The 12,705-nt window shown below is 37.2% G+C and carries 7 protein-coding genes; 1 reads left to right on the top strand and 6 read right to left on the bottom strand.

Features of this window, described 5'->3' with window-relative positions; translation table 11 throughout:
- Nucleotides 1-23 precede the first annotated feature (23 nt).
- The 4 genes from GK047_RS19695 to GK047_RS19680 form a co-directional block, all read right to left on the bottom strand.
- A complete protein-coding gene (locus GK047_RS19695; RefSeq protein ID WP_163950640.1) occupies nucleotides 24-335 on the bottom strand; it encodes a hypothetical protein in 312 nt (103 codons plus the stop codon).
- A gap of 54 nt (nucleotides 336-389) precedes the next feature.
- The gene (locus GK047_RS19690; RefSeq protein WP_163950637.1) at nucleotides 390-3,380 is read right to left on the bottom strand and encodes a peptidase G2 autoproteolytic cleavage domain-containing protein; all 2,991 of its coding nucleotides are present in this window, start codon (nucleotides 3,378-3,380) and stop codon (nucleotides 390-392) included.
- 60 nt (nucleotides 3,381-3,440) lie between these two features.
- Nucleotides 3,441-6,905 carry a hypothetical protein gene (locus tag GK047_RS19685; protein WP_163950635.1) on the bottom strand — a complete coding sequence of 1,155 codons (3,465 nt, stop codon included), beginning with the start codon at nucleotides 6,903-6,905 and terminating at the stop codon, nucleotides 3,441-3,443.
- Between the two features lie 95 nt (nucleotides 6,906-7,000).
- Nucleotides 7,001-8,146, bottom strand: coding sequence for a hypothetical protein (locus tag GK047_RS19680; RefSeq protein ID WP_163950633.1), 1,146 nt, complete (start codon nucleotides 8,144-8,146; stop codon nucleotides 7,001-7,003).
- A 175-nt stretch (nucleotides 8,147-8,321) separates the two neighbouring features.
- Here GK047_RS19680 and GK047_RS19675 point away from each other — a divergent pair, with 175 nt between their 5' ends.
- Nucleotides 8,322-8,987: a stalk domain-containing protein gene (locus tag GK047_RS19675; protein ID WP_163950632.1), complete on the top strand. Its 666-nt coding sequence runs from the start codon at nucleotides 8,322-8,324 to the stop codon at nucleotides 8,985-8,987.
- Nucleotides 8,988-9,000: 13 nt separating this feature from the next.
- Here GK047_RS19675 and GK047_RS19670 read toward each other — a convergent pair whose 3' ends face one another.
- Nucleotides 9,001-11,874, bottom strand: coding sequence for a phage tail spike protein (locus tag GK047_RS19670; RefSeq protein WP_163950629.1), 2,874 nt, complete (start codon nucleotides 11,872-11,874; stop codon nucleotides 9,001-9,003).
- Between the two features lie 17 nt (nucleotides 11,875-11,891).
- Nucleotides 11,892-12,677: a phage tail domain-containing protein gene (locus tag GK047_RS19665; protein WP_163950628.1), complete on the bottom strand. Its 786-nt coding sequence runs from the start codon at nucleotides 12,675-12,677 to the stop codon at nucleotides 11,892-11,894.
- Between the last annotated feature and the right edge of the window lie 28 nt (nucleotides 12,678-12,705).

The raw sequence follows: 12,705 nt of genomic DNA, 5'->3' as shown, positions 1-12,705 counted from the left end.
TTTTGTAAACTATACAAATATTGTTACTTCCACGAAGCAACAATCGCAACAATTACAGCAGCTAACGCAAAAACAACCTGCCCCCAAGCTGGAGCAAGTTGCTTATTGGATTTATTGTTATCACGTATCTCATTTAGTCCACGATGTAATCCTTCGATTTCCTTATCATGCAATTCAAGTTTGCTTTCAAGAATATCCTTTGTCACATAAATTTCTTCTCTGATCAATACGATCTTTTTCAAATCATACAAAGCTTCTTTGATAGCAGTTAATTCTGTCTCTAGTTTAGTCTCTAACTTTACGAGTCTCTCACCTTCGTTCAGTTCGTTTCCCATTGTTTCTACACAACTCCTAATAGACCGTTTATATAAAAACAGCCCAATCAATAATTACTTCACCAGTATTTGGATGATACTTGGAGTTACTCTTTTCATTACTTTATAACCAACATTTGATTTGGTTGCTTCGCCATTATCGTTTGACTTGCAATATCCATTGACAACACATGTTCCATCGTCACGAACAAGCAATTTCCCCATTAAGCCAATTGCCGACCACTCTGGTCTTGTAGAACGTTCAACATAGTTTTCATCATTTATCCAATTTGGATTAATTTTTGGTTGCCATTCTAGACGTTCAGGAATTTTGACATTTCCTTTTTCGTCCAACTCTTCTGGAATTGTTACAAAGTGATACTGCGTTCTTCCCCAATCATCAGCAATGTACTTACCTTTCCAACGCAAACCTCCAGCGTCACCAACAATCGAAGGGTTAGCACTAACAACACCAAGAATGTAACTATCTTGCGAATTTGCTTTACGGATTTTTTCTCCATCAAGAGTCACAAAATGTCCCACTCTATCTTCATTGGAAAGATTACCATCTAGCCACTCGAACATTTCAGCGTAATCCGCACCTGATGATGCATACGCACCATCTGCGTATGTTGAACCGTTACCCAAGATTTTAAATGCGCTACCTCTTGATCCAGTACCAGTTCCGTTACCAATGATAAACAATTCATTCGTATCTGAGTAAGTATCGTCTGCGGCAGATGAAATTGTATTGTATCGACCAATAACCGTTTGGCAGTATTTAGCGGCAGTACCTAACCCTGATGTGTGAGAGAAATAGCCAGATGCTGTTGTTTGACTACCTTCTGCGTGAGAACCTGAGCCAGATGCAGTTGTACCCTCCCCTTCAGCATGTGAGTATGAACCACTGGCAATTGTACCTTTTCCCTCAGCATGTGCTTGAGCACCTTTTCCAGATACTGATCTTCCCATTAAGAAAATATTTTTAGAGTAACCTGTAGGATTAATGGTGAATGTAATTACATTATTGGTAATAAGAGAAATTTTAGCTCTCCTCAAATACGAATCAGATATATAAAAGGCTACATCATCACCAACTACAAAAAAATGATTACTAGCGACTAATGTTGCTGTTGCAGATGTATATGAGGCTACCGCTTCTTGGTATCCAACGAATGTATCCCTACCTTCAGCATGACTAAAGTCTCCTAATGCTTTTCCTGATCCTTCTGCATGTGAAGCAGTTCCAACAGCAATCGCACCCAAACCCTCTGCGTGTGAATAGTCGCCAGATGCTGTTGTATCATTGCCTTCTGCATGGGAAGATGTTCCTGATGCTGTTGTAGCGTGACCTTCTGCATGCGAACTGCTTCCACTAGCCAATGTATAATCTCCTTCAGCATGCGAATCTGCTCCAGATGCAATTGTTACTTTCCCTTCTGCATGTGAACAGTCGCCAGACGCTGTTGTTTGATAGCCTTCTGCGTGAGAGTTGTTGCCAGAAGCCGTAGTTTTTTCCCCTTCTGCATGGGATGCAATACCAGATGCTATTGTATTCAATCCCTCTGCGTGTACTGGAGTTATTGTTCCTGTAGCCTTTCTAATTACATTTGAATAGCTACTCGTTGGTACATTCGCTGTTAACGTTATAACATTTCCATTAATAGCAGTAATTACATCTTCTACAGATATTGAGTCTTTGACTTTAATAATAATATTGCTACCAACTACTAAAGTGCTGACTGAATCCAACGTTAAGGTCTGTCCTACACCATCGTATGAGGTTACATTAAAAATTTTCCCTTGAGCGGCTAATGCATATCTTCCTTCTACATGAGCATAATCTGTGTACGCCATTGAGCTGTCGCCTTCTGCGTGAGCGGCAACACCTGATGCTGTTGTTTGATAACCCTCTGTATGTGATGCATTTCCATCTGCCACTGTATTACTTCCTTCTGCGTGAGAACCAATACCAGATGCGACAGTATTATAACCTTCTCCATGAGAGTAATTTCCTACCGCATTATTTTTACTACCTTCAACATGAGAACTTATTCCTCTTGCAATGTTATAACTTCCCTCTACATGCGCTGAAACTCCATTTCCATTTATTGTTCCACCAATTCTGGCTATAGAATAGTAGCCAGTAATTGAACTAGAGAGTGTTAAATTGTTTCCATTCACAGCAGTTACAGTCATTGACGTTGGATAGTCATAACTATCTCTGTACGCATATACTTCTTCCCCAACACTGAAAAGTAAACTGTTAGTGCTAAACGTAGCCAAGTTTCCACTTGTACTTACAATCTTCTCAGCGTAACCAGACACGTTATTTAGACCTTCTGCATGTGAGTACGCTCCAGAAGCAACATTCCCACTACCTTCTGCGTGGGAAGCAGAAGAGCCAGAATAGGTAAATTTCCCTTCTGCGTGAGAGGAGTCACCTCTTGCTTTTGTTAAGAAACCTTCTGCGTGAGAGTAGTCACCTCTTGCTTCAGTCTGCCAGCCTTCGGTATGTGAATTCAATCCAGAAGCAGTTGTTTTATAACCCTCTGCATGTGAATAGTCGTTAATTGCCCTAGTCGAGTATCCTTCTGCATGTGAACCATTACCAGATGCGATAGTATTATAGCCTTCTGCATGTATCGCTTTTGGTGTTGTATTTAGAGCGGAAACGCCTTTCTTCCAGAGTAGTACATATTCATGTGTACCGCCGAATGTATTAATTGGCTTATCAAAAATAAGGTTTCTTACATCTACGCTGGTTATAACAACAGGGTTTATTGAGTCAGCATCTTGATCTGGTATACCGAACACCATATCTCCAACTTCGAATTTATGATCTGCATTAACCAATGTACATGATGTGATACTTGATGCACTCAATATCTTTTCAGCATATCCAGAGTACGATAAAATACCAGAAGCAGATGACCCTTTTGTCGCCGCAACGGTGTTTAGTCCATCTACATGTGTATTTGTGCCAATACTAGTGTTAGAGCCAAAATCAAGTTCATACCAAACTGGTGATTCAGGTGTGTTAATATTTATTTTGTATTTACTCATTTCATTTCTCCTTTTAGATTGGATAGAGGACAATAATATGAATTCTCTATCAATTAAGACTTAATATGTTGTATCAATCCAAATCATATTTGGAGTAGGATTCAGTGGTGCAGTAGTTCCAATGTAAATGTTATTTTTAAACTGAAAATTCCCAGAACTCATAACATTACTTAACTCAGTTGGAGATAAACTATACGCCTTTTGATGTAGCGCTCCATCAAAATAGTACATGGAAGAATATTTATTTTTGTAGGCTGTGTTTACAGTTGGTGGGGATTCGTTTCCTTTCCAAGAAAAATTATAGATGAAAGAATCATAACCACCAGTTAAAACACCTGCCAATTTAAAGTTAGAATTTGAGGGTGTAACCTCACTGGAAGTTACTGTTGCATAAACTCTAATGCCATATGAACCACTAGGATATATATCAGAAACATTGATGGTAGCAATAATGTTTCCTGAACCGCTTGGAAGATCAGCTTTTGGAATTTTCACAAATGTTGCGTCTGTTTCACCTACATCTGTGAAAGCAGTAAATGCAAAATGCAAGTCCATAGTTGATCCAGTTCCAATTGAAGAAACGATGTTGGCATCTCTTGAAAGTGTTATGTTTGAAACAGTCGCTAGTGGTTTTGGAATTTGCACTTCTTGACTTGATGCATAAACTACTCCAATATCACCAATATTTGAAACGCTGCTAATACTAGGCAAATCACTTGGAAGGAATACGTTAATAACTCTTGATGTATTACTGTCCCTTATCCATGATTGAATTGTACTGTCATACGTGAATGTAGATTGTTTCACGTATAAATCGCTTGCATTCGCTGTAAATGTTTTCGTTAAATTGGCAGTGGCAAATCCTGAATCTGTTGTTACCCATTGTCCTAAAATGATAGGACTAGATTTAACCAGATACCAAAGAACTCCTCCATCTGTACTTCTTAATACAGTTACGTTTTTTGCTCTTGAAAGAAGCTTATGCCCACTAAAGTTAATATCAACACGTGCATTTGAATAACCTCCAGATGGTATTGCAATATCAACATAAACAGGTGCGCTTTCTCCCAAGTCAGTTGTTGTGAGAATGGCGAACTTAATGTCTGAATTAAATCCACCACGATCATTTTTAACAGTGAAATATGCTTTAAGGTCGCTTGTTAAAGTTGTATACGTAGAAGAAGATGAGATTTTCTTGACGTAACCTCTATCTCCATTGTTTAAACCCTTTATGTTATTTAATACAGTCATACTATCAACAATATAAGTCTGCGCAGGGTAGTAACCTAAACTAGCGGCAACTTTTGTTTTCGTCACATCTTGTATAAATAAGTTCCCATTCCAAGTAAAGATTGTTGTTTCTGGAGGTTGCACAGTATTGCTTGTTGGCAACGTTGAACCCGTAAATCCTGTTGTCCAACTACCTACTGTTGGATCAAATATATATTGAGTATTAGGAGTTACAGGAATACTATTTACACCTGACAACGAAAATGTTTTTGTAATTGATCCATATTTTACATATACTTTGATAGTCACTACATTTGCAGGAATGCTAATAGTCATTTGCAATGTGTATGAACTACTTGGCGTTGGATTAGAACCTTGAGGAATTGCATAAGCCGCTGTAACACCAGAAGTTTTCCCATCAGAGTTAAGACCTTCCACATAGAACGTGGAAGTACCCGCTGGAATATACTGACTTCCACTACCAGTTACTACAGTGGATGATAAAATTTTTGGTACATCAAGTCTATTAATGAAGTTTTTAACCATAACAGCGTCACCTACTGAGTGTGCTTGTGGTTTTAGAGCTTCAAATTCTTCGTTTGTATTTACAACTGTCAATGAAGAAATCTTTGGTAATTGACTTACAGGAACTAACCCATCTGAACCTAGTGTTGCTACACCATTTGGCACAGCAAGTGAAGTCTTAGAAACAGAATCGGCAATTCTATCCCATTTTGTTTTATCCATTGAGGTTACAACAAGGTTCGTGTCACCATCCTTAAGAATATCCGCAGTTACTTTGCCACTGCTATCTTGTTTTACGATCTTATTTGCCCCAATACCTGTGTTTAAAGCAATTTGAACAGCTGATGTGGGGTTGGCAACAATTAAATCGCCTGTACCGTCACCATTTACGCTGCTAACGTTTCCACTACCCGCCTGAGCGATCATCGTCCAAAAAATCTGATTGCTTGGCAACGTTCCTGCTGTAGTTTCTTTAATACATACATAAGAACTTCCACTATACGCGACTTTATTTAAAGGATAATAAACCTTTGTTCCGCTGAAGTTCTCAAATACTGATAACCTGACAGCTACATCATTAGAGTTACCAATAGCACTATTCGTATTATTAATCGCAGTAGTCATTTCGCCAAGCTTGGAATCAACTTGTTCAATTTTATTTTGACCTGCAATAACGCTACCATTTAACGTAGTATTGATTGCTACTGCATTAGTCACAGTACCATCTAATCCAGTTTTCAATGTGGCTCCAGTGCTAATAGAAGCATCAAGATTCGTCTTTAGCGTAGACGCAGCAGAAACTGAAGAATCAATCCCTGCTTTAGCAGCGGCAGCTGACGCTACGGAAGCATCCAAGCTATTCTTGCTTGCTTCTGAGCTTTTGACACTTTCATCCAATGCTATTTTCTTATTAGTAGCAGTCGTTATCACCGTATCAAGATCTGTCTTTTGGGTTGTCGCTGTATTTATTAAAGTATCTAAATCAACCTTTAACTTATTACCCTGCGAGAGATCACCATCTAGTCCTGTTTTTAAAGCCCCACCATCGGTTATAGCTGTATCTAATGCTAGCTTTAGTGCAGATCCTGTTGTTATTGACCCTTCAAGATCGTTTTTCTTTGCGCCCGCAGAAGTAATACTTTCGTCTAACGCTGTTTTCAAAGTGTTGGCAGTAGTTACTGAAGCATCAATCAACGATTTTGCTGGAGCTACATCTGCTAGCAATTTAGATAGTTCCATTTTTATGCTATTTGCATCGGAAATAATTGATCCTAAGCTAGTCTTTAATGCATTACCAACCGTAATGTCTGTTTCCAGTTCACTCTTGGTAAGTTTTGCACTAGCTAATACTTCTGTAAGGTTCTTTAGCGCATCTGCAATTCCCTGACTGTTATTAACTACTTCTTGCAACGTTTTGAAAATATTTGGGACATCAGTTTCTACATAAATGCGTGACGCTGGATATAAAATGATCCCTTTACCCTTATATTGAGCAGAAATTGTTTTTCCATTTTCACTCGCATTAAAAGTAATCATTCCGTTTTGGTAATTTACGATAAACTGGTTTGAAGCTGGGATGCTTACATCTTCACTTCTCACCTCTGTGTACCCAGATATAACAACATGATTAAATTCATCTGGAATTTCAGCTAAAGTTACTACATTATTTATTACTTTCCATGACTCAGACTTATCTGAATAGGGATCACTTGCATCGCCTTTTCTCCATACAATAATTAACGGATCACTATAGTTTAAATAATTAACCATTTTGACCTCCTTTTAATAAAAAAACCTTGCTACCATGCGGTTTTAGCATGTCAAAGTTTAAATAAAATCCGTCTTTTATATAAGTCTCATACGAACTATGAAACAGAATTTAATGATCTTACAATATCAATTAATAAACTCGCATATATGATTCCACCACTACTTTGTGAAGCAGGAGCGTGTACAGGTGGATTCATTTCATTAATCGCTGCTACTGCTTGATTAAACATGAACGCATAGAATTTACCATCTGAGTAAGGCGCAGTTGTAAAACCATAGCCCTTCAACCCTTTGTAAATCCTAAATTCATTTATCCTGCCAATAAACCTATTCCATTCACTAGAGGACACATTAAATCTTGCACCAGAGGCTTTACTATTATCCCAACTAAAATCATATGGTCTGTTTTTGAGTGTTCTTGCAGAATAATTCGACCCAATTGAGCCATAATTTAATTGATTATCAAAAGCTCTTACTTTAAATACATAGCTAACATCTGGCGCAAGACCTGTAAATGAACAATACGCTGAACTCCCATATTTCGTCGCGGAATTAATAAGCGTGTTTCCGTCGGAACTATAACAATAAAAATCAAATCCGTTCATTCCAGAGCCGCTATCTGAACCGCTGGCATACATCGTTATATAATCTTTTTGTATGTCTGTTGCATAATAACTATTTACTATTGGTGCTGTAATATCTCTTGATCTTACATTTGTACTACCATAATTCCCGTTACCGGAACCATTATATGGAATTACTTTGATTGTATACAAAGTGTACTCAGAATCAACTGAAATTTGTTTATATGTTTCATTTGCATTTGCAAAAGCCTTATAGTTATCATTTGCATATATGTAGTAACCTGTTTCACCAGAAACGTCACTCCAATAAACGTTGATATAATGAGTTCCACCAGAATATGCTGTATCTGCACTTACGCTTGGCGTTCCTTGCGGGGGAAGTGGTGCAGCTTGCGTTGAGAAATAAGTTCCTCCTGATTCGACTGGTGCAATTTGACCATTATATTCATATGAATATGCTTTTAGGTAATAGCTTCTACCTGCTTGAAGTCCATTGAAAGTATAACTATATTGGTAATAACCTGCTTGCGATTGTTGCCATCCACTATAATAAGTTGTTGAGTCCCAACTACTATCTTTTTCGAATCTAAAGTAAGAAGCATTATAGTAATTGCTTGTAACAACAATTGTAATACTATTCTGGGTATTGCTAGACATGTAAACATTACTTGGCATTACTTCATTTCACGGCTTTCTGTTGATTAAATGTTTTTATACTAAAAAATTGCTTTTCACTGGACGATTTACTGGACTCCAGTGAACATTATATTCCAAACCACTTTGTGCCATGCTATACTAAATTCATACATATTCTGGATATCGGAGTTGACATATGAAAAAATTCATTTCAGGAATCACAGTTGGATTAGTTGCAGGAGTAGTTTTAACGATTGGTACGAGTTCATTTGCTGATAGTGTAATCTCTAAGGTAGAAGCGTACATTAATCCTTCTATTCCTGTGACACTAGATGGCCAAACAATCAGCCTAGACAAGCCAGTTGCGATTATCGATGGTAGTAGCTATCTTCCTGTTAAGAGTATTGGGCAGGTAGTTGGCAAAGATGTAAGTTGGAACGATAAGACAAAGAGTATTGAGCTTAAGTCGGTCATCAATCCTACTGATACAGTCCCCAGTAAAGATGTTGGGCAGGTAGGCACTCAACCTGAAGATAAGGCAAAGGAAGGCGTAACTCACCTAAACAAAGATTCGATTCAATCATTAGTACTATTGCAAAATTATTTTAATGGTAAAGATGCATACAAAGATGGAAATATAGTTTATATGAATTTATCAGCAGGTGGATCTAAATACAGTATTAGGGATAAGATTGTTTATAATAATTCAGACAAGTCAATAACATTCAAAGGTAGCTCTATAAAAATTAACTACAACGATTCTTATGCAAATGGCTGTGAAGCTTTTAACTATGATGGCTCAACATATGTTAAAGAATCTTTTTTTGTAGAAGCCAGTAAGGATATTAAAGGGCCCCAATAAAGGGCTTTTTTATTTATCCAAATGTTGCAACAACCCCAGATACTGAGCCAGTGAAAGTTACCGCCCCACTAAAATTCCATCTTCCTTTAGCGTAAATCGGGTTTCCAGAGGGGTTGCTAACAGATGAGTTGCCGTTTGTCTCATCATAGACCTGAAAGATATTCATATTTGCACTGTTAAAACAGTTAATATCACCGTAGTTTGACGATAGAACTACCCTTGCTCCACTAGCAGCAGTTTTTATTGTTCCTTGGAAGGTGCCATTTGTAGCTAATAGGTTCCCATTTTTATCTACTGAAAAGACGTTACTACCACCATTTGTAATACTGAATCCATTGCTTGCATTTACTGTAGTTACAACGTTTCCCGAAGTTACCTGAACGCCAACACTCGTATTGATTATTACTCCGTTATAGGAATTATTCTGCTGTACAGAGTTAGCAGCTACAGCAGCACTATTGTTCCATGTCCCTGCTGAGTTAATGGCATTATCACCAAGCTTACTTGTTACCACCAATTGACCTGTCGTAATGGAGTCTACGTAGGCTCCATTAATTTTATTTCCGTTGAGTATACTTGTGTTATTAATTTTGAAGTCTTGAGCATTCACAACGCCATTGAATGTACCTGAACTCGCATTCACAATCCCATTAAAAGTACCACTGTTAGCCGTAATGTTCCCTGTGATATTCAAGTTACCATTCGCATCTGCATAGAATTGGTTTGACCACACTGGACTTGCTTGTGTTCCAGTGTTTTTTTGTATCTTAAATCCTCCCGAATTCATTAACGTCTTGCTCACAACAGTGGAATCTACGACACTTAATCCTTTATCTACTCCAGTTGATCTGATTACAACGTTGTCATAGCCTGTTCCAAGTTGAACTGAATTACTTGCTTGGGTAGCCGCTGTGTTCCACGATCCCGAAGAAGTAATTTGACCGTCCGGCAAACCACCAGTAATGGTCAGTGAGGTTCCTGCAATTGTAACCCCATTCTGATTTACAAGAAACGAACCTCCACTATTAGTAATAGATAAATTGACCCCTGCAACAATCTGGCCGATTAGTTTTTTGGCATAAACACCTGTTTCATCAATTGCTGTATCAATTGTATTTAACCCATTAGTCGATATGCCTATTCGAGCATCTTGCAAAATTAATAACCGATCTGGATTTTCAGTTTTACTAACTATGACACCTTTTCTTCCAATGGATACTGAATTTGAATTAGCTGCAACGATCTCTCTCTGTGCAGCATCCCATTTATTCTTCAGTATCGAATTAACATCGTTTACATCTGCATAAGCCGAATCCCATTTATATTGACTCATATCAACACTTGCTGCAGTAGTCGTCGCCTTATATAAATCTTTCAAGAAACGGGCTTTATCTGTAAGCAATTCCTTGACATTACTTATGGTTAGTTTAATATCACCTGATTCGTAATCAAAATTCATTTCGATGATTTTAGCTTTAACGTTCAATCCAATGGTAGAATTTTTAATTATAATCGTGTCGCCTAAATTAAACTCACCCCATCGTTTATACTCTTGAATACATTCGAATAGGTTTACCATATTAATTTCAACAACAATTTTAGGTTGTTTTAGCTTCTCGAACGCTTCTTTTCCCAAAGCTAACAATTGTGCAGCATCTTCAACATTATTATTTTCAAACGTTCCAACTAGAATAAATGGATTCCATTCCTTAATTTGCTCAGGAGTAAAATTTTTTGAAATGGCAAAGTTATTTCTCAAAGTTGAAATATTGTTAGTAACTGTATCTATTTGAGACTGCGCTGAAGCAATTAATGCATTTTGCGATTTAATTTGTTCATTCTTTGCATTTTTCTGAGTTACTAATGCTGCTGTGCTTTGCCCCGTATTGTTTGCAACAATAATAGAATCTTCGATAATAGCAAGCTCATCTGTATAGCTTTTCAATTTGGTTTGAAGCGATGTCCGTGTTGTTTGATAACTTGCCAGTTGTGTCTGTAGAGTCTGATACGAATCACCTGAGCGAAGCAGTAACGCCTGATAATCGAGTAGCGCATGACACAATGAATCGCTCATATAGTCAGAATGAGATAGTACGCTTTTGTTAGCATCACGTTTAAACGGAGAGATGAAATATGAATAGTCTTCAATATAGTTTTGGCCCGTAATATTCGTTTTCAAAATCCCTGTATCACTCTTGCCAAACACTTTTAACCGAGTGTAAAACTCATCTGTGTTTTCTACTTTGGTAGCTGACTTAAGCAAATTCCCGTAGGAAACTGTCGTCCCTCTATCTGCCCCATAGTTCTCGAAAATCAAGAAATTTATCTGTCTTTTGACTGAATCAAAATCAACCAATGCATGGAAAGTTGAAGCAATCTGAAAAATAAAATCCAAAACACTACTCGATACTGAACTAAAACTCCGATACATTGTATTAAAGCTTGCATCAACGTTACCAATATTCCATATAGTATCACTTAGCGCAGTTTGTAAAGCTTGGGAAGCGTTTATGCTTGTTCCAGAATAGTTTCTAATTGTTTTATCTGCTAATTCATACGCTAATCCATAGGCTTCAATTGTCTTATGATCAAAAGACTCATCCATTACCTCTGAGGGAGACTTAATCAGATACCACTCAACAATATCTCCTTGAACAAACTGTACTAAGTATCTGTTCTTAGTGTTATTTATATTAGGATTCCTTGTATGTTTCTTTTGAATATCTATATAGTATGGCAAATCAAATGAAAGCGTAGGAACAGTTCCAAGTTTAGTTTCACGCTTGATGTTGTAGGCTTCATTAAGAACACCAATAATTTCACGATTTGGTTTTGCGATAAATAGTTTAGGTTTTTGAGTTTTAACATGTTCATAACTCTCGTACAACTTTCTCACCTTATTTCCTATTGTAATCTCTTAAATTGATAGGTAAACTTCAATTCGCATGTTCCTTTAATTAATAAATTGCTAATACTCCAAGCTCGTAACCCTACAAAATCACCTTCTATATCTTTATATCTATTGGTTAGTGGTATATTGCTTTCAATTATTTCGGCTTCTGAATCGACTACAATTATTTCTTTATTCAGCAAATTATGAATAGCAAACTCCGTTCCACCATCAGATAAATTAATAAAACTTACACGACCATCACCAATTTTATTAATATGAATGATCGGCTTACAAACCTCATCGCCTAAATTTTCAAAACTGTAAATTGTGCCTGTAGATGGATTTGCAGATAAATCAATCGTTTTATTGTAGTAATGAGTGTAGGCATATGCATCTACACAGCGAAATTTCAGATTAATATACCCTTGCGACAAACCGTTATGGATTAGCTCAGGGCTGTCCACACAGAGGCAATAATATATTTTACTTACATCATCGTCTTCCATGAATATGAGAGGGACATAATACTTCGGACTTAGCAGCCATCTGGCTACTTCGCGGATTTTATTCGAATCCCACCTATCTTCAAAGGCAAAGCATACAGTTAATACAAGTGGTTGAAGTTCGATTTCTTGGAAATAGGGTTTATCATTCCCTCTAATTTTTTGTTCCTTAATCGTCCTATTAGCTGAAAAAGGCTCTTTTTGCATGCCGCTTTCCATGTTGACGTTATAAATACCCATAGACTCAGAAGTAACACCATTAAAAATAAAATACATACTTGATCCTATTGTCATAAGTTCACCTCCAAATGAAAAAAAGACT

The sequence above is a fragment of the Paenibacillus sp. SYP-B3998 genome (assembly GCF_010820665.1).
Classification (GTDB): Bacteria; Bacillota; Bacilli; order Paenibacillales; family NBRC-103111; genus Paenibacillus_E.
Note: the sequence above shows the minus strand (reverse complement) of the source record. Positions and strands in the feature narration are given on the sequence as shown.

Bases quoted from the DNA above. Each gene is read 5' to 3' on its own strand.
- GK047_RS19680 (WP_163950633.1), bottom strand. From the start codon at position 8,146: ATGTCTAGCAATACCCAGAATAGTATTACAATTGTTGTTACAAGCAAT.
- GK047_RS19665 (WP_163950628.1), bottom strand. From the start codon at position 12,677: ATGACAATAGGATCAAGTATGTATTTTATTTTTAATGGTGTTACTTCT.
- GK047_RS19690 (WP_163950637.1), bottom strand. From the start codon at position 3,380: ATGAGTAAATACAAAATAAATATTAACACACCTGAATCACCAGTTTGG.
- GK047_RS19675 (WP_163950632.1), top strand. From the start codon at position 8,322: ATGAAAAAATTCATTTCAGGAATCACAGTTGGATTAGTTGCAGGAGTA.
- GK047_RS19685 (WP_163950635.1), bottom strand. From the start codon at position 6,905: ATGGTTAATTATTTAAACTATAGTGATCCGTTAATTATTGTATGGAGA.
- GK047_RS19695 (WP_163950640.1), bottom strand. From the start codon at position 335: ATGGGAAACGAACTGAACGAAGGTGAGAGACTCGTAAAGTTAGAGACT.